Source organism: Planctomycetaceae bacterium (genome assembly GCA_041398825.1).
Taxonomy (GTDB): domain Bacteria; phylum Planctomycetota; class Planctomycetia; order Planctomycetales; family Planctomycetaceae; genus F1-80-MAGs062.
Window position 1 is genome coordinate 14962 of record JAWKTX010000004.1, and the last position, 22788, is coordinate 37749.

15 protein-coding genes are annotated in these 22788 nt (G+C 54.3%); 6 read left to right on the top strand and 9 right to left on the bottom strand.

Annotated features, from left to right (window positions below; all coding sequences use genetic code 11):
* Positions 1-25 precede the first annotated feature (25 nt).
* Positions 26-313 carry a co-chaperone GroES gene (gene groES, locus R3C20_08495; protein ID MEZ6040531.1) on the bottom strand — a complete coding sequence of 96 codons (288 nt, stop codon included), beginning with the start codon at positions 311-313 and terminating at the stop codon, positions 26-28.
* Between the two features lie 132 nt (positions 314-445).
* A complete protein-coding gene (groL, locus tag R3C20_08500; protein ID MEZ6040532.1) occupies positions 446-2137 on the bottom strand; it encodes a chaperonin GroEL in 1692 nt (563 codons plus the stop codon).
* Positions 2138-3551: 1414 nt separating this feature from the next.
* Between groL and R3C20_08505 the strand changes: the two genes are divergently transcribed.
* A complete protein-coding gene (locus R3C20_08505) occupies positions 3552-4256 on the top strand; it encodes a hypothetical protein (protein ID MEZ6040533.1) in 705 nt (234 codons plus the stop codon).
* Between the two features lie 75 nt (positions 4257-4331).
* Complete coding sequence (locus tag R3C20_08510) at positions 4332-6680, top strand: penicillin-binding transpeptidase domain-containing protein (GenBank protein ID MEZ6040534.1); 2349 nt, start codon at positions 4332-4334, stop codon at positions 6678-6680.
* A gap of 47 nt (positions 6681-6727) precedes the next feature.
* Here the strand turns inward: R3C20_08510 and R3C20_08515 are convergent, their stop codons facing one another.
* The 7 genes from R3C20_08515 to R3C20_08545 form a co-directional block, all read right to left on the bottom strand.
* Positions 6728-8587, bottom strand: coding sequence for a TolC family protein (locus tag R3C20_08515; protein MEZ6040535.1), 1860 nt, complete (start codon positions 8585-8587; stop codon positions 6728-6730).
* A 170-nt stretch (positions 8588-8757) separates the two neighbouring features.
* Positions 8758-10224: a toxin secretion protein gene (locus R3C20_08520; protein ID MEZ6040536.1), complete on the bottom strand. Its 1467-nt coding sequence runs from the start codon at positions 10222-10224 to the stop codon at positions 8758-8760.
* Entirely contained in the window at positions 10221-12377 is a 2157-nt protein-coding gene (locus R3C20_08525) for an ABC transporter ATP-binding protein (GenBank protein MEZ6040537.1), read from the bottom strand. Before R3C20_08525 ends, R3C20_08520 begins: the two co-directional genes overlap by 4 nt.
* Before the next feature lie 110 nt (positions 12378-12487).
* Positions 12488-13153: a carbonic anhydrase gene (locus tag R3C20_08530; GenBank protein ID MEZ6040538.1), complete on the bottom strand. Its 666-nt coding sequence runs from the start codon at positions 13151-13153 to the stop codon at positions 12488-12490.
* A gap of 55 nt (positions 13154-13208) precedes the next feature.
* Positions 13209-13562 (bottom strand): metalloregulator ArsR/SmtB family transcription factor, encoded by a 354-nt coding sequence (locus tag R3C20_08535; GenBank protein MEZ6040539.1) that lies wholly within the window; start codon positions 13560-13562, stop codon positions 13209-13211.
* A gap of 437 nt (positions 13563-13999) precedes the next feature.
* On the bottom strand, positions 14000-14467 hold the full coding sequence (locus R3C20_08540) for a hypothetical protein (protein ID MEZ6040540.1): 468 nt from the start codon (positions 14465-14467) through the stop codon (positions 14000-14002).
* Positions 14468-14594: 127 nt separating this feature from the next.
* On the bottom strand, positions 14595-15635 hold the full coding sequence (locus R3C20_08545; GenBank protein ID MEZ6040541.1) for a DUF1559 domain-containing protein: 1041 nt from the start codon (positions 15633-15635) through the stop codon (positions 14595-14597).
* A gap of 298 nt (positions 15636-15933) precedes the next feature.
* Here R3C20_08545 and R3C20_08550 point away from each other — a divergent pair, with 298 nt between their 5' ends.
* From R3C20_08550 to R3C20_08565, 4 genes are all read left to right on the top strand, one after another.
* Positions 15934-16455 (top strand): sigma-70 family RNA polymerase sigma factor, encoded by a 522-nt coding sequence (locus R3C20_08550; protein MEZ6040542.1) that lies wholly within the window; start codon positions 15934-15936, stop codon positions 16453-16455.
* A gap of 118 nt (positions 16456-16573) precedes the next feature.
* Complete coding sequence (locus R3C20_08555) at positions 16574-18226, top strand: LamG-like jellyroll fold domain-containing protein (protein MEZ6040543.1); 1653 nt, start codon at positions 16574-16576, stop codon at positions 18224-18226.
* Entirely contained in the window at positions 18223-21153 is a 2931-nt protein-coding gene (locus tag R3C20_08560) for a PSD1 and planctomycete cytochrome C domain-containing protein (protein ID MEZ6040544.1), read from the top strand. The genes R3C20_08555 and R3C20_08560 overlap by 4 nt, the downstream gene beginning before the upstream one ends.
* 100 nt (positions 21154-21253) lie before the next feature.
* Entirely contained in the window at positions 21254-22786 is a 1533-nt protein-coding gene (locus R3C20_08565; GenBank protein ID MEZ6040545.1) for a DUF1501 domain-containing protein, read from the top strand.
* Positions 22787-22788: the final 2 nt, after the last annotated feature.

Sequence of the window (22788 nt, forward strand, 5' to 3'; positions counted from 1 at the left end):
AGAACTGAATTCAAAGAACGAAAGATCAGACAAGCTTTGCCAGGATGTCACTCTCACGAAGGATCTTCACCTCTTCGCCATCCACTTCGATTTCAGTTCCGCCATATTTCCCAAACAGGACTTCATCACCGACCTGAACACTGACCGCTGACCGCTCTCCACTATCGAGCAGTCGGCCTGGACCAACCGCAATCACGGTACCACGCTGCTGCTTTTCTTTCGCCGCATCCGGAAGCACGATGCCACCGGCTGTTTTCTCTTCGGCTTCGTGGGGGCGTACAACTACGCGATCGTCAAGAGGATTAATTTTCATATTGATTTACTCCGTATGGTAATTGCGAGACGAACTCGACTTTGTTTTCAGATTTTGATTCTCAACGACTTTGATTCTCAACGACAACGGGCACGGTGCCCGCAAGTCAACGAACGGCAATCAGCACCGGAATCACATCATCCCCGGCATGCCGCCCATTCCTCCCATGCCACCCATTCCGCCCATGCCTCCCATACCGCCCATGTCGTGATGATGGTCATCGTGATGGCCGTCTTCGGCTTCTTTTGGCTCATCAACGATAATGCAGTCAGTGGTCAACAGCAGGGATGCAACGCTGATAGCGTTCTGCAGTGAAGTCCGAACGACCTTTGCCGGATCGACCACTCCGAAGGAGAACATGTCGCCGTACTGATCATTCATCGCGTCGTAGCCGTAGCTGGCCTTCTTCTCTTTCTTCACACGGTTCGCGACGACAGCACCATCCAAACCAGCATTGCTGGCAATCATTCGCAACGGCATTTCAAGAATACCGCGAACCAGATCCACTCCCAGCTCCTCGTCGCCCTTGACGGAAATTTCGTCCAGAGCAGCCGCACAACGCAGCAATGCAACTCCACCGCCGGGAACAATACCCTCTTCAATAGCCGCACGGGTTGCGGCAAGAGCATCGTCAATCAGATCCTTCCGTTCCTTCATCTCGGTTTCGGTGGCCGCACCCACTTTGATTTGAGCAACGCCGCCAGCCAGTTTCGCCAGACGCTCCTGCAACTTCTCGCGATCATAGTCGCTGTCAGTGGAATCGATTTCCCGACGAATCAGCTCAGTCCTGCCGTTAATCTCGGCCTTCTTGCCGCCGCCTTCAACGATGACCGTCTTGTTAGCGTCAACATGAATCCGCTTCGCCTTGCCCAGATCCGACAGTTGGATATTCTCAAGCTTGATCCCAAGATCTTTGAAGAAGGCCTTGCCACCCGTGAGGATTGCAATGTCTTCCATCATCGCCTTGCGACGATCGCCGTACCCAGGAGCCTTCACGGCCGCGACGTTAACAATGCCTCGCATCTTGTTTACGACAAGTGTAGCGAGTGCTTCGCCTTCCACGTCTTCAGCAATAATCAGGAGCGGGACGCCAGCCTTCGATACCGCCTCAAGCAGCGGAACGAGCGGCTTCGCGCTGGAAATCTTCTCTTCGTAGATCAGAATTCGAACATTGTCGAGCATAACTTCCTGCTCGTCTTCATTGGTGATGAAGTGCGGCGAAAGATAACCCCGATCGAACTGCATCCCTTCAACAAGGTCAACCTCTGTTGTCACATGCCGACCTTCCTCGACAGTGATCACGCCATCCTTGCCAACCTTCAGCAGTGCATCGGCCAGAATCTGGCCAACTTCCGGGTCATTGTTTCCGGCAATGGTCGCGACGCGAGCAATCGATTCCTTGTCGTTTGACTTCACTGACTTGGACATCTTCGCCAGAGCTTCAACGACCGCATTCACTGCTTTCTGCGCGCCGCGGCTCAGGGCCATCGCATCCGCACCAGCCGCAATGTACTTCAACCCGGATCGATAAAGCGCTTCTGCGAGAACCGTCGCGGTGGTCGTCCCGTCACCAGCAACATCGTTTGTCTTCGATGCAGCTTCCTTCACGAGCTGGACAGCTACGTTCTCGTACGGATCTTCCAAATCAATATCTTCGGCAACGGTGACACCGTCTTTGGTCACCTTAGGGGCTCCCCAGCCCTTATCGAGCACAGCATTGCGACCACGGGGGCCCAGCGTGCTTGCGACCGCCTTCGATAGCTTTGAAACGCCGGACAGCAGACTCTTCCGAGCCTCTTCGTCAAACGTCAGTAACTTAGCCACGGCTTCTCCTCAATGTTTCTACACGACGCAAATCTGTTCAAACCATCCAACCCGAGTGCACCTGCATTACGGATTCAATCTGGCAGAGAAAACAGGATGCCGCCCCAGAATGCAAACAACGTGCCACGCAGGACTGAAAAGCCATAACGTGATTATAGACAACATGTTATACCATCCCCGATTTTTCAGGTGGGGCCATAACCAGGCAGTCATCAGCCGTTTTGGCAGCGGACGCATGAACCGCCAATACCGCCCTCTCACAAGAAACCCTGACCACCCGCCTGAATGAGCGGCGGTGCCGCTGACCGGAGCCCGGCGGAGAGCGAATCTGTGAGCTTCCTGGGCCTTTTCGGGCTGGCACAAAGCGCAAGTGTCCCATTGGATTCGCATCATTCGAAGATCGAGCGCCGCAGGTTGGTTTGCCCAACGGTCCTGTTTTCGTTGACGGCCTTGATTGCTGCCTGTCGATTCAGCCTGTCGCGACCATCCTTGCGGCTACGGACGCCGCCAAAAAATCTTCGCGAACACATCGCCCACGAAAATGCGTCACTGCCATTGAAGCAGCCACGTGTCAGAGAAACATGTCGTTACCGGCGACTGCCTTCGTACAGGATTTTCGCCGCGTGATTCAGTCCGCGGACCTAATTCGCTGTGTGAATCTGATCGAATCTGAACGCAGGCTGGAATTCAGTGTTCCCATCCCGCTTCCGCCCCGCGTTCATGCTGATCCCTTTCCGATTCAGAGCATTCCCATTTCGAAGCGGCGGCCCCCAGCGCTGACAACTCCAGTGTTGTCAGGCCTGCGTGCAGGTTCCCCCCGATCTCCGGCGTTGCCTACGGTTTGCGGCCTCGCTGCTTCAACGAACGCTCGGCGGATTTGGCAGCCGCCAACGAAATTCTTTTGTCCCTGAAACATTCCCGGCCTGATCCTTGCAGATTCAGGCAGCCTGCGGTGGTGCCCGTTCAAGCCTGGCACGGTTCGCTCCCACACAGCTTCCTCTTCGCATGATGCGAGCGTACCAACACCGGTTGCTTCGAATCGGCGACTCATGGTACGCGACGATTTCACAACTGTCGTCTCATTTCACGAATCACCGTTCTGTCAACGAAAGCGAAGTTCGAAGTCTGGAAAGGGCCACAAGACCGGAGTCGATCCTCCTCACGCCATTTCCTTCTGCACGAATCCGCAAACGCCTTTTGCTCTGATCTCGCTTCGAAAAGGCACACGTCTCCCTGCACAATTGCTCTGCCCCGGTTCACAGTCCTGGGTAAACTCACCATCTTCAGGCGGGTTGTGCCTGATTCCGAGGTTTTAGTTTTTGCCGCGTTCGGTTCGGTATCCCGTAGCAGCAAAGAGAAATAGAATCCAGGGCGTTCCAACATCGACCATCTCCCGTAAAAGGATCCCTTCAGAATGCCATCAGAGCTGTCGATCGCCCTTCACAAGCTGCATTCTCTGTTGACTGAGTTGGAAGATGTCGAAGGTTCACTGGCTCACGGCCCCCGAAGGATTGCGGCGGCAGAACGCAAGCTGCAAGCGTCGAAAGACGAGGTCGAATTACAGAAACAGACAATTAAAGACTGCCGGAAAACTGCCGATGAAGGCAACCTGAAATTGCGAACCCGCGAAGCCGACTTGCGGAAGATTGAAGGACAACTGAATCAGGCTTCGTCGAACAAAGAATACGATATCTTCAAAGGCCAGATCGCCAGCGCGAAACAGGACTTGGCAACGCTGGAAGATGCCGCTCTGGCTGCAATGGAAGCCCTTGACGTCAGCCAGGCGCATCTGAAGACAGTCGAATCCGGTGTGATTGACGCCCAGAAGCACCTTGAAACGGTGCAAAAGGAAGTCGCTGCTGCAGAATCAGGTCTGCGCCAGCAGCTGGATGAACTTCGCGAAAAAGTCGCCGCCGCAGAGAAGACGATTAAGTGGGGCGAACATTCCGCCGCATATGCCCGTCTCCGAGGTGCTCATGGAGCGGCCGCACTGGCATCGGTTGAAGATCAATGCTGTACCGCCTGTAACAACCGGATCACCTCACAGGACGTTGTCCGTATCAACACCGACGTGCTGATTGCCTGTCGAGAATGCGGCCGACTTATCTATCTCCTTTGACCAAGCCTGTTTGATACACGGATGGATTGATTTTCTGAAACGTCGACAGACGTAACCGAGGATCAGAACTCAAGGATGCGCAACGCCCCTCTGACTTCATTGTTTTCTCAGGATGCAGCGGATTCAGATGACGATCTGATCCCGGCGGCCAGCGTATGGAGAATACGCCTGATAGGCATTGGATTTACGATTGGGCTGGTTGTTGTTTTCGCAAGACTTGCCCACGTTCAGGTGATTCTGCCGGGACGCTATCTGGTTGCATTGAAAGCAACAACAACAGAAACCGAAATCCTACCGTCCCGGGATGGGCGAATTCTTTCCGGGGGACTCGTCCTTGCGGCTGATGTGGAACAATACGCTGTTCAGCTGCACTACCGATGGATTCAGAAAGACGCCGACAAGGACTGGCTCACTCGGCAGATTCGTTCGCGTCTTACTCGCGAGGAACGCCGTGACATTGCGCTGGTCGAACGAACCCGGGAGCAGATCCTTCTCGAACGAACTCAAACCCGGCGACAACTTGCCAGTCTTTGTGGCATGACGAACGAAGATTTCGAAAAGGCCTGTGAGGCCATCGAAACGCGTGTGCAACGGATTGCGGATTCTGTCAATCGTCGCCATTTTTCGCCAATGAACCGGCAATTGAACGAAGGAAGCGACGACACGGAAGGAAACGTTGGATGGGCCATGCATATCGCATCCGCCATTCGAAATGCACTCACGACTCCTCCACGCCGTGAGACACGTCAACGAATTATCGTTCGTGAAGAAGAAACATGGCACACGATCGCTTCGGAATTGCCCCTGGTGATTGCCGGACAGATTGCGGAACAGCCGGAACGTTTCTCTGGTGCCCGTGCCGTCACTGTAACTCGACGGACTTACCCGGAACACCAGCTGGCCGCCCATATTGTGGGCGCACAAACAACACTGTCCGACGAAGAATTGAAATCCCTGGCACAGAAGAATGGAATTCCGCAGACTGTCCTTGCTGAACTGCCAGAGCAACCTCGACACGGTCGATTCGGAGTCGAGCTCAGTTACAGCGATCGAATCAAGGGAACATTCGGCCTGCGTCAGATTGAACGAAATCGACGGCAGCAGATCGTCCGCTCAGAAGTCACCCGCAATCCAGTGAGCGGCTTGGATGTGGTGCTGACCATTGATGTTAGTCTGCAGCGTTTCTGCGAGCAGCTCCTTGCTGAGGCTCTCACCGATCGTCCGGCACAACTTACGGCCGGGCGAGAGAATGCCCTCCGTGATAATACCGATACGGAGGAATCGACAGCAGATGATGGTACTCGAGTTGTCCCGACGGGTGGCAGCATCGTCGTTATTGATGTCGAAACAGGCGCATTGCTCGCCGCCAGTAGTGGGCCAGGATTTGACCTTCAGTTGTTTACCGGCGGGTCTGCAGACGCATGGACTGCCGCCAACAATGATCAGCGACGTCCATTTGTTTCAAGATTCAGCGCGATGGCGCTGGCGCCGGGTTCCACGTTCAAACCACTCAGTGCGATCGCAACGCTGGAAACAGGTACGTTTACAAGCCGACAAACGTTTTTCTGTCAGGGATTTCTGACCAGTCCAAACGAACATCGCTGCCTTATCTTTCGGCAATTCGGACAAGGGCATGGGAATGTCGGGCTCACCGCGGCCATGGCACAATCGTGCAATGTTTATTTCTTTGATGCCGCACAAAGAATGGGCATTTTGCCGATTGCTGAATGGGCGGAGCGATTTGGATTCGGCGAAAAGACGGGGATTGACCTTCCGTTCGAGAAGTCGGGGACGCTGCCAGTCCGAGCCGATACTGTCCGGCTGGCGATGGCAGCAACCGCGAATGGCGGTGTCGGGGAATCTGATGATGGATCAGCTCAACAAATGGTCAGTCAGACGACACTGCGTCGCTTTCAGCGAGAGGCGCTGGGGTATGCGATTGGACAGTCACGACTTACGGTGACTCCGCTTCAACTTGTTCGAATGATGGCGGCAATAGCGAATGGAGGATGGCTGGTGACGCCGCATGTTGTCAGCGAGGAAGGATTTGCCAGGCGCGCCGACGACGTGAGTTCCAGACGTCCCGGTTTCCCTCGAATGCGGATTGAAAGCCTCACCCCTGAGTCCATTGAAGCCGTGCACCGCGGTTTGGTTGCGGTCTGCGAAGAGACTTGGGGGACGGGCTACAAATCTGTGCACCTGGACCACGTCAGCATCGCCGGAAAAACGGGCACGGCAGAATCAGCTCCAGACAAGCCCGACCATGCCTGGTTTGCGGGATACGCACCGGCGGATGCGCCCCGATTTGCTTTTGCAATCGTCCTGGAGCACGGCGGATCAGGAAGTCACGCGGCCGGTCCGCTGGCAAGAGAAGTGGTCCGTTTCCTCATTCCGGAACAATCATCTGCAGTCGGCTTCCAATGATGAATTGCCTGAGAGCGAAGGCCAGGCCAAAGGTACAGCGCGGTTGTTTAGTCGTGATCCAGAACTGCTTCTGACGGGCGATCAATTGCGAGTGTTGCCATGTAATCTGTATAGGCGACAAAGTGATTCCAGGTGGCAGTGATTTCTTCTTCAGCTGCTTCCAGTGCATACTGCTCGCGCAGTGCGACCTTCAGCAGATCGCTGTCACCCACTTCAAACTTGCGTCGTTCAATCTCCGCCATCCGTGTCGCCAGTTCAACGGCTTTTCGGGCATTCAATGCTTCCTGACGGGACTGAATCATGCCTGCATAGGCTGTCCCAACTTCTGCCGTGATTTTGTCCCGCGTCATTCTGCGTTTTGCAGCGACCTGGGCCATTTTTGTCTGCACAGCGTGCATTTTTCCGCGGCCTTTACGCCGCTCAACCGGAACGTCGAAGAACACGGCTGCTTCCATTTCAAACTGTGACTTATCCCGCTTGGAACTTGCAGGTGCTCCCACATCCTGGCCGGCCGTCAGACGAGCATCCAGTGCCGGTAGTGTCATGTTGCAGGCTTCCGAGTAGTCCACCTGCAACTGCTGATACTGAACGTCGAGTGCAGTCAGTTCGGGCCGATTCTGAAGGGCTCTTTGAATATCTGCATTCACCTGGTTCTCAGCGATATTTCGCAACTCCGGAAAGACCGGCAACTGATCAATCGATGGGACCAGTGGAACACCACTTCCGTCTCGAAGAAACAAAGAGAGTTTGACGGCTGCCTGCTGAAATTCCCGAGTGGAATCGGCCAGCTTTGCCTGCCGCTTCGCGACAGCGCGATTATTGTCGACAAGTTCCGGCGGATCCAGATCCCCCAGCTCAACACGTCGCTCAATCGCTTCGTTGCGGCTGGCCGCGATTTCGAGCCATTGTTCTCCCAGTCGAACTTTCTGCCCTGCCGCAACCCACTTCCAGTACGCCATTGCGGCATCCCGTGAAAACTGAATCAGGCTGGCCTGGATGACAGGGTTGGCCAGTTGTTGATCGTAGGTCGCTCTCCAAAGCTGCGCACGACGCGCATCGATTTCACGATTTCGAATCAGTGGCAACTGAACACCCGCCTTGAACTCTCCTCCTTCGTCCGTTTCGCGTTCCTTGTACCACGGTTCAAAGCTTCCGTCTCCGTAGCGATACGCGCCAAAAACTTCGCCACCACCATACAACGGTTTGTAGATGCCGGCACTATTTCGGTAGGTTTGGTAGAAACCAGTCGGTTGATTCTCGGAGGACGCTTTCAATTTCGTATCGAATTCTCCCCAGGCAGAGAGTTGATTTCCGTTGGCAATCTGTCGTTCCATATAGGCGGCTGCGACCAGAGGATATGACTGATGCAGCGATGTAATTACCTGCTCCAGAGTGATCGGTGATGGTACTCCGTTCGCGTCTGTGGACTCTGTGAATGACGTTTGCAATTCGGTCATCAGAGCCACAGATTCCGGATCCGAAACGGAATCTGCCGTATCGGCAACGACCGACGGCGACCCAGCGACTTCACTTGAGGATGCGCTGACAACTCGAATGACTGACAGTGATGATTCGACATCCGAAGATGATTCGACATCCGAATTGGGGATGCTTGGGTCCGGCGTGTCCGGATTGGCAATGTTGGCCGTCACCGCGACTTCTGGTGAGCGAATCTGATGACCGGCCCCGGGTTGCACATCACCCGAATCGATGGAGTCGTTCGTGTGAAGCCGTGAGACTTCAGAGTCGGCTCGCCAATCGAGTTTGGTAACCGAACGCTTCGTCGCGTGACAGCCTGAGGTCCCGACGACAAGCAACAGCATAGCCATCAGGCGGCAGATGGAAGGTCTGCTCTGCTCTGCCGGTGGGTGTTCCGGGGCATTTGAATGATACGTGGGTACTTGCACGGCTGCGCCATTCCTTTGGCTTTTTGTCTCGTGTCGAGAACGTCTCCTGCTCTAATCTTCGGATCGCCAGGATGCGCATGTTTTTGCCATCAACCAACTGACGCACGGTATGCATGAAGCGCGGACCACCTTTGCGGGGTGGTCCGATTAACGAAGCTTTTCGGGTACGACTACTTCGGCAGTTTCGGCTTCTTCGTCTTATCCTTGCCATCTGACGGATCAACGTTTGGCGGAAAGCCATTCATGCTTCGCCAGATTTCGTACCAAAGCGGAACCCGTTCCAGAAGCACCCATGCGTTCGCCCGAACCCCCTGACGCAGATATCGATCCTCGGGCCATTCATGCACATCATCGTCTGGTTGAATCAACGCTCGAAACTTCCCTTTGCCGTCATCGGTAGCATCGACAGAAACGATGGTTCCTCCAAAAGTCCCTACAGCTACCGACGGCCATCCGGCAAACTGAACCGCAGGCCAACCTTCAAACTGCAGCCGGACATGTCGACCTGGCCAGACGAGTGATGCGTCGTTTCCATCCAGCCAGATCTGAACCGCTCGGTCCGCAGTATCAGGGACAATAACGCACAAAGTGTCCCCTTCTTTCAGAATCTGGCTGCCCTGATTCGGAAGAATCTGAGTCAGGAAGCCATCAAAGGGAGCCATCACCATCTGGCTTTGCTGTCGAGATAGTTTTGTCTCCGCTTCCAGCAGGGTCTTGCGAGCTTTTGTTAATTCTGACTGAGCTTTCGCGACCTCACTCTCTGCCTTCGCTACATCAGCGCCGGCTTTCCGGAAGGATGCGGTGGCATAGTCGATGTCAACATTCGCCTTCTGCTCTTTGGCATCTCGATCTCGTTGCTTGCCCTTCAGGTCATTGAGGGCTGCATCGACGTAGGCTTTCGCTCGTTCAACTTTCGCTTTTGCCTCCAGATATTTCTGCTCAGCCTGTTGAAACTTACCCAGGCCGATGATGTCCTCTTCCTGTAGTTGTTTTTGACGCAGAAAATCAGCCTCCGCCTGTGACAACGTGGCTTCGTATTCCTGCAGTTGCCGCCGCTCGGCTTCTACCTTGTTGTTTGCACTGGCAATCGCGGCGTCTGCACTCGCGACGATCTGCTGCTTAACTGAGTTGTAGGCTGCCAGCTGGGATTCGAACGAATGCACAACCGTTTTCGCAGCATCCTGATTGCGCCGATTGGCCTCAACCAGTTCTTCCATCGCCAGGACCTGGTTCAGTGAAGCCGTGACCTGGTCTTCAAGCCGCTGCATCAAGAGCGGATCGATGTCCTGAATTTCCGCAATCAAATCACCGGCCCGCACATAGGCATTCTCGAAGACTCCGTCTCCCCATCGGAGAATGCGACCTTTAATAGGCACCTCGATTGTCTGTTGTCGATCAATGGGAGCGAACGCCACGACATTTCCACTTCCCGTCACCGACTGTTGCCACGGCGCGAAAGCCACGAGGATAAAGGCCATCACGAGCAGCAAAAGCAGAGCTTTGCCAAGTCGCCGAGCGACACGTGATGAACGGGCCAGTCGAAGCGAAGGCAACAAAGATTCTCTGTAAGCTGTCGGGCCAAGCATTCGTGGAGAAGTTGACACGGATAGTCTGATCATTTCATCTCTGGAAATCACTGGCCTTCTCCGATTGATGATCCTGTGTCAGATGCAGGTAAGCCCACGCTTCTTGTGGCACGATTAAGTTCAACGGTTTGATCGCACTGCTGCGCGATGACTTTCTTTCCTGTCGCAACGATCAGCGTCCATGGACGCTGTGTGGAAACCAGAACATTCATGACCCGATCGAGATCTGCGTCCGGTAGGCCATCCAGGGAACGATCAATCAGGAGCAGTCTGGGGTTTCCGGCAATGGCTCGTGCGAGAGACAGAAGTGTCAGTTCGGAATCACACAACGGTCGTCCGTTGCCGAGGAGTTTGGTTTCAAACCCATCAGACAATGACACGATTCGATCATACAAACCCACCTCCGCCAGGGATCTTCGAACATCCGCGGACGTCACATCGACACGATGCAGGTGGACGTTTTCTTCGATGGTTCCATGAAAGACATCTTCCCGCCGAACAAGAGCCACGTGCTTTCTCAGAACATCCGTGCGGATGTCCTGAGGATCGAAGCCATCGATTGTTACGTAGCCGGACGTTGGCACGCGAAGACCGTCAATCAAATCCAGAACAGTATCAGATCCACTCCCCGAGCCACCAAGCAGGGCAGTCGATTGCCCCGGTTCGGCATTGAAACTGATTTCCGGGTGGCCCATGGCCGAGTTGTTTTTTTCGTAACGCAGTTCATTCACAACGACCTGTGCGGCCTTCGCAGTGGGAAGGCTCAGCAGTCCATCCTGCGGTTCAATCGGCAGATCGAATAGATTGCCGAGCTTGTCGACCGACGCCAGCAGGTCGTAAAAGCTTTCCATATGTTTACCGAGTTTTGCAAACGCACCCACGATGACGGTCACAATCAACTCGGCTGCCACCAGTTGCCCCAGTGTCAGCTGACCGTCAATCACCAGCCATCCCCCAATTCCCAGCAATGCGGTACTTGCGACGGCCTGCAGCCCCAGTGCGAAAAGCACTTGACGCATCAGAATACGGAAGTGTTTCTGGCGTGCTTCAAGGTATTCATGAATCAGGCGATCTGTTCGTTCCAGGGCCAGGTCGGCCCCGCCGTTGGTGCGGAAAAGCGTCGGGCAGCGCGCGATGTCCTCAAGCCACGACGCCATGTAGTATTTGTTCTTCGACTCTTTGATGGCTGTGCTGATGGCACCACGTCCAAGAACCACGATGATGAACGCGATGGCCATGATCATGACAACATCGAAGCCCAGTAACCACGGGTGGTAAAACGCCAGGACGAGCATCCCAATCACAGCACTCAGCACCAGCGCAATGCCGTCCAGAAGGAGTTGAGCTGAAACCTTCTGAACCGTGACAACGTCAAAGAAGCGATTCGTCAATTCCGGCAGATAGACGGAGTCAGTCGCTTCTGTCAGAGCCCGGGGCAATCGAAACGCAAGATCCCCGGCGATCCTCGCGAAGAGTCGTCGTTGAACCAGTTCCGCCACGTAAGTCTGCAGGCCTCGCATTGCAGCCGCGAATGCCAGAAACGTTAAAAGGATCAAAGCCAGAACAAACACCGGCTGCAGGAACCTGCCAAACGCCACAGTGTTGACAAGCGCTTCCACCGCAATTGGGGTCGTCAGTGTCAGCAGACCAACCACAAACGCAAAGACCATCACGATCCAGATGTCTGACCATTCCGGTTTAAGCAAAGCCATCAGGCGAGCGAATGGCTGGCGGGAGACGGACTGAGCAAGCCCAGAACTGAAATCTGATCGCACGACAACGCATCGAAGGCGACCGTCATCCATGTACTGGTTCAGAAGTTTTTCAAACGGTCGCTTCGCAAGCACCCGGACTTCCGCAGAATGCTCGGAGCGGATCACCTGCACGCGGCCATGTTTTGATGGCGATGCCATCAGCCACCCGCCATCTGCCGAAACGTCGAAGCAGATGACTCGCGCACCTTCCATTGCGAGTCGCACAGCGTCCTTTACTGTGCATTCAATGGCCAGCGTTCGCATGCCAATGCTGTGTGCAGCCACCGACAACCATTTCCACCAGCAGCCAGCAGGTTCACCCGGCTGAGCGAGCCTCGCTTCATGCCATGCCCGTCTGGCGGCCGCCATCTCGACGTCCGGTATCAACAGCGAAAGCTGCTCCAGCACCCATGAACCATCGTCGACGCTTCTTAATTCATTTACGGTCATGGATCCCATGCCCAGAATCTGGACAGCCTCTTTTGGTAGTCAAACGGGAAGAAATCACTGGGAGTTAACGTTATAGACACCGGCAGGACGTTCTTCTGATGCTGAAGCAATCAGATCGACACATTTGTCTGCCGGGATGATGCGGCACCGGGAGACTGACACTGCGCAACATTCACGAACTGCTCAACGTCTGCGTCGTAGGCAAAAACCTCGCCTGTTTCGATCATGTAGACCCAGCCGTGCAGATGCAGGTCGTCCCCTTCAATCCGTGACGCCACTGCTGGCAGAGTCTTGAGATTCTCCAGCTGTACCAGAACATTCTCCTCAACAGTCGCTGCAACCAACTCTGCGCCGCTGAGATGCGAGTAATTGTCCAGAACGATCCGCCGGGTGGTTTCTGCATGCGATAACCAGGATGAAACCGCGGGAAGAGATTTGACGGAATCCGGATCAAGTAACCCCTTCATTGCGCCGCAGTGAGAATGCCCACAAACGATCACGTCTTTGACCCCGAGAGCTGCCACGGCGAATTCAACTGTCGCCGCCTCACCCCCATTGGCCTCCCCATGGGCAGGAATGATGTTTCCGGCATTCCGAAGAATGAACAGTTCGCCCGGCTGAGTCCGCGTCAGTAAGCTGGGATCAATACGAGAATCGGAACACGTGATAAACAGCGTTTCAGGCTTCTGTCCTTTCGAGAGTTGCTCAAATAGATTCTGTAGTGGACGGAAGTCTTCATTCTGAAACTTATGAATTCCCTGAATGAGTTTCTGCATTGGTGCGTGGTGCCTCTGGAAGTTCTGGATGAATGTCTGCGATGAATGCCCCGAATCAGCTTCCGGACCACTCTTTTCTGGTTTTTCCAATGGCCTTTCGGAGTGCAGTTGCTTCTGCTGCGCCTCGCTCAAGAAGTTTTGTCGCTTCGAGCAGCCATGCCGAAATCTCCGGCTGCCGCAGGTGATAGAAAACCTGACGTCCCTCACGTCGTTCGGCAACAATTCGATTGGCTCTCAACACCATCAAATGCTGTGAAACCCCGGAATGACTGATTCCGAGTGCATCCTGGAGTGAATTCACATCGTGTTCTCCGTCTCTGAGTTCTTCGATAATTCGAATCCGATGCGCGTGTGAAAGCGATTTCAGGAAATCGGCAAGCTCCTTCGTTACTAAATCACGGTGCGGCATACTCAGCCCCTTCAAAAAACATCCCGGATTCAGCGATCGCGCGATGGGTTTCGTTTTCCGTCTGTTTGACTGGGAACCAACGAAAGCAATCTCCGTTTGAACCACCAGGCAAACGAAGAGAACGGTTTCATGGTCAGGCGTCAGCAGGATCTAGTAATTGTCGTATTCAAACATTTGAACATTACAATTAAAAGTTGCTGTCAGGAACGATTTCCCGACGGAATCTCACCATTGCGTGGTCAAATGAACAGAAACCGGTAGTGGGCGAGCAAGCGAACTCGTCGTACCCGGATCGAAGCCTGCTTAAAATTCTCCTGATTCTTCAGGCTTCGGGCATCAAAAAAAGCCGCTTCCGGATGACCGGAAGCGGCGTATGAGAGTCTTCGGCTGAAATGTCCAAACTGTCGCAGGTCTCCGCGATCTGATATCCAGACGTCTTATTTGAACTTTGAATCCAGGTTGATGTCGCTGGTATTCGTGCCTTCCTTCACATCGAATTGCAGGCCACTGGTGGAATGTTGCTGGTATTTCCGGGGAAATACAGCGGCGGCGGGCTGAATATCCTGGTCGGCTCCGGCAAGCATTGCTTCAGCGTCGAGCTCTTCCACATTCTTTACTTCTGGCGGCTGCACCAGAATCTTGTACATGCCCGTTGGCACTTCATCCCAGGTCTTACCTTCCCGCATCCACTGAAGTTTGTAATTACCTTCAGCGTCTGTCCTGGCAAACGCGGCATATCCCTTCTCCATTTGCATGAACAGCAGTTGTGTACCTTCAGCCAAAGGTTGCCCGTCCATGGTCAATCGACCGGATACGCTGCCCATGGGACCGAAATCTGTCCCGCCACAGCCAATGATCGAGGTAGAAAACGCAATGATGCCGACGCAGAATAATTGGAAACGCATACGATCCTCTGGAAAACCGAGCGGATTCGGTGGACAGAATGGGATGTAGAAAAGCAAAAGCCTGTGAGCTCCGAAAGCTGACTTCCGGACAGTCACGTGATGCAGAATTCGTTGGGAGTGCCGCCAATCAGAACTCTCCAATCACCTGCCCGTCGTCACGAGTCGACAGCTTCTTCAGAGTCTCCAGGTCAATATTCTCGGAAAGGAATCGTGCAGAGCCATCGGCGAGCAGAATCTGCACTCCCCCAACGTGTTCAGAATTCAGGGGATTATTCGCGCCCTGATTACTTCCCATGCCAGGAAACAGCTGATTGGCAAACGGTTCCTGATTGGGACTATATCGAATGGAAACCATATTGAAGCAACGCTGATCACCGCCTGAGGTACCAGTATCCAGATTTGGCGGTGTACCCGCGTTTCGCGTACCCATGAGCCATCCGTGGACAGTGCCGGACCCCGCCACCCAGGAGTATGTTCCGTCGAGTCGAAGCAGATTCCCGGACATTTCACCCAGATGAATTGTGTTGGTGGTCCCGTCAGTGACGTCTCGAATTCGGATAGGTTTGTTTGCTACGGCCATACCTCCCCCCGAAATCAAACCCAGCACTCCATCGTCATACAAGCGAGTCTCTGTAAACGAGACTGGGTCGACAGCACCGCCGATTCCGGCATAATGGGCGAATGGATCGCGGCCGGCTGAAAATGTCGGATCGTTGACTGGTCCCGGCGAAGAAGGACAACGCATGAACGACATGGGCCCCGCCTGAAGGACAATATCATGATTTGTCGCCCCCGCACTGGGAGAACTTTCATTGATATAACCCGGTGATCGCCCAACCCAAACCATCGATTGGTAAAGCGTGGCCCTTTCAACATATGGCAACAGCATTCCGTAAAAACTTGGTCCGAAGCTCGTGTTTCCGGAACCAGACCTTGGCACGCTGGAATGCACCGCCCCTGGCGGGAATGTGCTGAATACGTCGTGGTAGTTGTGCATCGCCAACCCAAGTTGCTTGAGGTTGTTCTTGCACTGAGTCCGACGTGCAGCTTCGCGAGCCTGTTGAACTGCTGGCAGCAGCAAGGCAATCAAAATGGCGATAATCGCGATGACGACAAGCAGTTCGATCAGTGTAAAGCCGCGTGAACGGGCCGACGGTTGAGTTCTCATTTGCTGCTCCGAAAGAATTAAGACACAGGACGAACTCGGTGTTCTCTCCGTCGGAAAGCAAAATTCCCCTCGAAATATCAAAGAATTCCCAACGATTTAGAGAACCGACTGCGGACAAATCGAAATCTGCCCAGCATCATCGGTTTTCAGGCAGGTCACGGCACAGCCCTGACATCGTCTCAAAAAATCGAATGAGATATTTTCAGGTAACTTCGCGGGGGAATTGCCGTCTCCTGTGGAGATTGTTGAAAGGCCGGATTTCGGAAGCGGTCTCACCAGGCGTTCAGGCACACTGTCTATGCAGGATCATGGAAAAACTTTCGCACGATTACTCGTGGCACACGACCGCAGTCTTCGGCAGTACATCGCGTTATTCCTTCCACGCCGAGCAGATGTGGAGGAAGTGCTTCAGCAGACGGCGGCAGCACTTTGGGAAAAATTTGATGAATTCGATACCAGTCGGGAGTTCCTGCCGTGGGCAACTCGGTTTGCCTACTTTGAGGTGTTGAATTATCGAAAGGAACGGGCTCGAAGCCGAGTCTTCTACTCGGAGGACGTGATGCAGGCCCTGGCGGATACTCAAAGGGAACTTTCTGTCGAACTACAGTTTCGAGAGTCAATTCTGCAGGAATGTCTTTCGGAGTTGGGATCGGAAGATCACCTGTTGTTACAACGTCGCTACAGTGAGGAGGCGACAATCAAATCTCTATCCGAAGAAACAGGACGTACGGTCAAATCTTTGTACCGGCGTCTGGACAGGATTCGGGAATTGCTGGCAACGTGTATTGATCGAAAGACACAGGCCTCGGGGCAGTTCTGAAGCCAGGCCTCGCAACGGTTGGGCACTTGATGGGAGCGGGATCGCTTGTTCGATCTGAGGAGGGCGCTTCTGCACTGGGGCTGATCGGGGCTGCAAATCGATGGGGGAAAGTCGAACGATGTCAATTCAATGCGGGAATGAACCTGAAGACGACCGCCTTATCAGGCGACAACTGGATGATCAGCTGTCGAAGGAAGAGTTCTGCGCATTCAATGCCCGGCTGAAGAATGACCCGGCCTTTCGGGTGCGTTACGTCAAATTGTCGCACATGGAATCGCAGCTTTACGAACATTGCGGAACTGCCCCGCAGGCAAAACCAGTCCATGTTTCCGGCCGTAACTGGCCCCTGATGACAATCATAGTGCTTTCCGCATGTATTGCGTTGCTTCTGATCCTGCAAGCGCAGAACGTTCGTTTGAATCGGGCGGACCACGACACGGTCGGAACCATCCCGGATGAGCCACCGTTTTACAAACCAGATCGATTCGATGCCCCGTCCGTGGCAGTGGTTGTCAGCGTGAGTGGTGACGTGCATCCCAGCCTCCGGACCGGCCAGCGCATTGGGCCGGGCATCCTTGAATTTGACACGGGGGTTGTTCACCTTGAATTTTTCAATGGTGCGAGGGTGGCGATTGAAGGTCCTGCGAATTTACGAGTTGAATCATCTCAGAAAGCGACGCTGCTTTTCGGTCGAGTTGCGACGTATGTGCCGCCACGTGCGCGTGGATTTGTACTGAATGCCCCCGGTGCTGCCATCGTTGATCTGGGTACGGAGTTCGAGATCAATGTAAACGACCACAGCGTCACGGAAGTGGCCGTCTCGAACGGCGAAATTGAGCTGTCGATGCTGGGTGACGATGGCAACACACTGGTCAGTCAGCGATTAGTTGAATCCGGTGCCGTTCGTTTGAACGGGCTGAATGGTGAAGTGCAGAATATTTCCTTCGATAAGAGCCACACTGCGCTGCAGGCTCGCTACCTGCCGGAACCGCCACTCCATGTCAGTCTGCAATATGTGAATGACGTGATTTCACTGGGGCCGGAAATCTACTGGCGATTCGAGCAACAGGACGCTTTAACCGTATTGAATGAAATCGATGGCGGGGTCCAGGCGACCGTGACCAACAAATCAGAACCGGAATCGCTTGTCATCCGCGATGGTAACATTCGCTTCCGCCGCGACCAGCGCCGCTCCCGGTACGTCCTGACAGATCGGCCCATCGACGGACTCGGTCGAGGCCCAATGACTCTGGAGCTCTGGATGCGCCCGGACGATTTGCAGCATTCCACCTGTTTGGGTCTCATTCACGATGACCCCGATCCGGGTAGAAACCATTTGAGCGTGCTGGAGGTTGCTACGGACACATTTCTGGTACATGAACCAGGGGCGATTCGATTTCTCGTGAGATCTCCACCCGCACATGATTTTGCTCTCGGAGTCAATGCCTTCACACCTGGTCTGGTCACTCCCGGGCAATGGCAGCATGTCGTCGCAGTCTGGGATACCGGAAAGATTCAGCTGTACTTCAATGGAATGGCTGCCGGGCACGTCGAAGTTGAGCAGGAAAACTGCGAGGGCAGATTTCACGTAATTCTCGGACAACTGCGCATGTCAACAAACACGCATCGCCCATTCTCTGGTGCATTGGATGAAGTGGCACTTTACCGACGTGCTCTGACGTCTGATGACGTTCAACGACATTTCGAACTGATTCGAACCCAGAATCCAGACACGACGCAACAAACCACACTCCCGGGAGATGGCCAATGAAATCCCTGACTCTATTGATTCGCCCCGGGATCTTCGTCGCTTTCATCGTTGTGACCTCGATGTCTGCAGAGGCACAGGAGGCACCGGAGAATATTTCATTTGGTGAGCAAATTCGTCCCATCTTTACCGAACACTGCACTGCATGTCACGGAGGCGTGAAACAGGCAGGTGATCTTTCTTTTGTGTATCGCCATCAGGTACTCCCTCCGGATGGCTGGGTAGTGGAACCAGGAAAGCCGGAAGAATCTGTCTTACTGGAACGTGTCACGTCTGATGATCCCGAACTTCGCATGCCTCCGCCGGACCACGGGAAAGCTCTGTCGAAACAGGACGTCGCTCTGCTGACGGAATGGATTCGTCAGGGGGCGCCGTGGGATGAGCATTGGGCTCTGACGGCTCCCATCCTGCCGTCTGAGCCAGAGTTGCAGGACCGAGACTGGGCCAGAAAGCCGCTGGATACGTTTGTCCTTTCGAAGCTCGAGAAGCTGAACCTTCAACCTGCACCGGATGCCGATCCTGAACGATGGCTGCGTCGCGTTTCTCTCGACCTGGTCGGTCTGCCTCCTACACTCGAAGAACGGGCAGATTTCCTGAAAGATCTCGGCCAGTCCCACACGGCCCCCGATTCTGAGTCAGCGCACACACGCAAGTCGTCGGCAGAAACAGAAGCGGCCTACGAAAAGGTGGTGGATCGACTTCTGATGTCACCGCACTTTGGTGAGCGTTGGGCAACTGTCTGGCTGGACCAGATCCGATATGCCGATTCCAAAGGACTGGGACTCGATGGAAAACGCAACATCTGGAAATACCGCGATTGGGTGATCGATGCGTTCAACCGCGACCTGCCTTATGATCAGTTTACCATTCGGCAAATTGCCGGCGACCTGCTGCCGAACGCTTCCATCGAAGATCTTATTGCGACTGCGGCTCATCGGGTCACACAGACCAATGAGGAAGGCGGAACGGACGACGAAGAGTTTCGCGTCGCAGCCGTCCTGGATCGAGTGAATACAACCTGGCAGGCATGGCAGGGGTTAACGTTTGGGTGTGCCCAATGTCACAATCATCCGTACGATCCCATCCAGCATTCGGAATACTACAAGTTTGCGGCATTCTTCAATAACACGAAGGACTGCGACCTCGACCAGGACTGGCCAATCGTGCAGGCTCCGATTGATCCGTCGAAGTATGCTGAGGCATCGGAACTGGACCAGCAGATAGGATCCCTGCGGGATGCCATTTGGCAGCAGGAGTTCCGTGCACTGCAGGAATCGTCTTTCTGGAAGCCTTTAAAGGGATTAAAAGCGTCCAGCAACAATGCGACTCAGCTGGCGGTCGAACCTCAGGGAGGTCATGACGAATTTCATACCGTTGGAACGGTCAGCCGCGATGCAGACCTGACCCTGGAAGCCCCGTTGCCCCCGGGGATCCGAAGGTTGACAGCCATTCGATTCACGGGAATGCCTCTGGAACCGGAAAAGGCGGTTTCTGATTCCGAATGGGGATTTGTCCTGTCGCAGTTTGAAGCCGCCGTCGTTGTGCCAAATGAAAAGGCGACGAAGGCGATTGAATTTGAACGCGTTGTGATCGATGAACCCAATCCGTTTTATGATCCGCAAGAGAGTCTCAACCCTAAGTCGAACAGTGGATTTGCGGCATACACTCGCATTAATTATCCGCGGCAGGCAGCGTTCATTCTCCAGTCGCCAATGGATGTTCCCGAAGGAGCGTCGATCCGGGTGACCCTCAAACATCGGGTTTTCATTCTGGCAGCGTTTAGCCTGATTGCGAGGCGAGGGCATCTGGCGGTTTCCGATGCTCCGGAGTTCACCGCATTACTCACCAACGCGGACCTGAAGGAACAACGCAGACAGCTTGCCATTCTGGAGAAACAACGCGGCGGAATCCCGTCGACGTCCGTGCCAGTGTTGGCCGAACGCCCGAAATCGCTGGTTCGGCCGATGCATGTTTTTGATCGCGGATTGTTCCTGACGAAAGGCAAAGAAGTCAAAGCTGCCACTCCAGAATCATTTCCTCCGTTGTCTGCCGACAAGCCTGTCGATCGATTAACACTCGCATACTGGATGGCCAGCCCGCAGAACCCACTAACCGCGCGCGTCGCTGTGAATCGAGTCTGGGCTCGAATGTTCGGTGTGGGTATCGTAGCCACTGAAGAAGACTTCGGTTCATCCGGCGAAGCTCCGTCTCATCCCAGGCTGCTGGATTCACTGGCGATTCGATTTCAGGGTGATTACGAATGGCGACTCAAGAGTGTTGTTCGTGAAATCGCATTATCCAGAACGTATCGGCAAAGCTCAGCCATTCGTCCGGAGCTGCAGGAAAGAGATGCTCAAAACCGATTGCTGGCGCGCGGGCCGAGGCAGAGGTTGTCGGCCGAACTCATCCGTGATCAGGCTCTCGCCATTTCCGGGCTCCTCTCGCACAAACAGTTCGGCCCGCCGGTTCATCCGCCAATCCCGGACGGTGTCTGGATGCCGTTTTCAGGCGGAGACAAATGGGTAACGCCTGAACCCGGCAATGAAGACCGTTACCGTCGCTCCATTTACACATACACCAAACGCAGCATTCAGTACCCGATGTTTGCCGCCTTCGACGCACCATCACGAGAATTCTGCACGCCAAGACGCCTGCCGTCGAATACACCGGTGCAGGCTCTGATGACGCTGAATGACGCTGTATTCGTCGAATGCACCTCGGCTCTGGCAAGACGCATGGCGTCATTCCATCCTTCGCCACAGGAACAAATCCAACACGGCTTCCTGCTGGCAACCTGTCGCAACATTCGTCCGACTGAACTGAAGGAATTGATGAAGCTCTGTGAGTCTTCTGGTTCAAAGAATCCTCAAAGCGACTTACAGGCCGTTGCAGCAGTGATTCTGAATCTGGATGAAGTCCAGACAAAATAGGATTTGACGACACGTATGCTTTCAGATGTGCCACACCGGATATCCCGCTGTTATGAATGGCACGCGTCCAAATTGAAAATTGAATCCAGACGAGAATGACATGAAACGTTCAGAACAGAAGTTCCGAAACGACTGGCGAAACAGCTTGCGTCATCCATTGAATCTTCGCGACGAAATCCATCTAACTGCGTTGCGGCAGTCCACGCGGCGGCATTTTCTTCGTCACTGCACAACAGGCATGGGGGCGATCTGGCTGGCAATGAATGGTGCCGGGGCTGCTGATCGGGCGCTACCGCTTCACGAAGCTTCCAATCCGTTAAGCGTCATTCAGCCGCCGCTGCCGGCGCGAGCGAAACGTGTGATCTATCTGCACATGGTGGGCGCTCCCAGCCAACTGGAATTGTTCGACTTCAAGCCGGACCTGAAAGAACTCAACGGGAAGCCGTGCCCGCAATCATTTCTGGAAGGCAAACGATTTGCCTTCATTCAGGGAACAGCTCTGATGCTTGGGCCGCAGTATCCATTTCGACAACATGGAGAGTGCGGAGCCTGGGTTTCGGATCGACTTCCAAAACTGGCCCGGCATGTGGATGACCTGTGCTTCATTAAGACAATGCAGACAGATCAGTTCAATCACGGTCCAGCCCAGTTGATGGTTCATACCGGCCAGGCCCGCATGGGATATCCATCTGTCGGATCGTGGGTCACATGGGGACTGGGAACGGAGAATTCGGAACTGCCGGGATTCATTGTCCTCCTGTCTGGTGGCCGACCGCCTCGAGCCGGCAATGCGCTCTGGAACGCTGGATTTCTGCCATCCGTTTATCAGGGTGTGCAATGCCGATCTCAGGGAGACCCTATCCTGAACATCTCTAATCCGGAGGGCGTCTCTCGTGAAGATCGTCGAGCAATGCTCGATACGCTCAGCAGCCTGAATCAGAAGTCCTACGAAGAATTCGGGGACCCGGAAACGCTGACGCGAATTGCGCAGTACGAAATGGCGTTCCGGATGCAGTCTGCCGTGCCTGATGCGATGAACCTCTCCGATGAGCCCGAGCACATCCACAGCAAATACGGCACCGAACCCGGAAAACAATCGTTTGCAAACAACTGCCTGCTCGCACGGCGACTTGCAGAACGCGATGTTCGTTTTATTCAATTGTTTGACTGGGGCTGGGATTCACACGGAGCTGACAAGAACGAAGCTCTGAACGAAGGGTTCAGGAAAAAGTGTCAGCAGATCGATCAGCCGATATCCGCCTTACTGTCGGATCTGAAAGAACGTGGACTCCTTCAGGACACGCTGGTTGTCTGGAGCGGTGAATTTGGTCGAACCCCAATGCGCGAAAACCGAGGTGGTACCGAAATGAAATTTGTGGGACGCGACCACAATCCGGAAGCCTTTACTATGTGGCTGGCCGGAGGCGGTGTCAGAGGGGGAATGACATTCGGTGAAACAGACCCGGTTGGATATTCAGCCGCCATCGATCCCGTTCCGTTGCGAGATTTCCACGCGACCGTCCTGCACCTGCTGGGTCTTGACCACCAGCGGCTGAGCATCCCTTTTCAGGGGCTCGATCAAAAATTGATCGGCGTCAAGCCGACACGGGTGATTCAGGAAATCATGAGTTAGCA